This window comes from Phytobacter sp. V69, assembly GCF_965644215.1.
Lineage (GTDB): Bacteria > Pseudomonadota > Gammaproteobacteria > Enterobacterales > Enterobacteriaceae > Phytobacter.
Genome location: NZ_CBFFRL010000559.1, coordinates 1 through 318, shown reverse-complemented (window position 1 = coordinate 318; position 318 = coordinate 1). Strand labels below are relative to the sequence as shown.

Annotated in this window: 1 protein-coding gene; it reads right to left on the bottom strand. The window is 49.1% G+C overall.

Features of this window, described 5'->3' with window-relative positions; genetic code table 11:
* Positions 1-318 (bottom strand): deaminase (locus ACSZPU_RS26435; RefSeq protein ID WP_499004585.1); only part of this gene is annotated, 318 nt, incomplete at its 5' end.

Here is a 318-nt window from a genome sequence, read left to right as displayed (position 1 = left end):
TCAGGCAACCGTCTGTGGTGTTTGCAGAGCTAAGATTGGCGGCTTAGCGTTGCACTTCGGAGTTGAATCCGCCATTACTTCACCGTGTAAATAGCGCAGACTGGCTGCGTCAATTCCATAAACCAGACGGCGAATTTGAGACCAGTAGATTGCCCCACTACACATGACGCACGGTTCGGCAGAAGTATAAAGAGTTGCTTCACTCAAGGTCTTAGGGCTAAATTTTTTTGACGCCTCACGCACGACCCTGTACACGATTCTGTGTAAATGCCTTTTCTCAGAAGTGACCGTCCAGGCGGTCACCGAACTCGATAATAA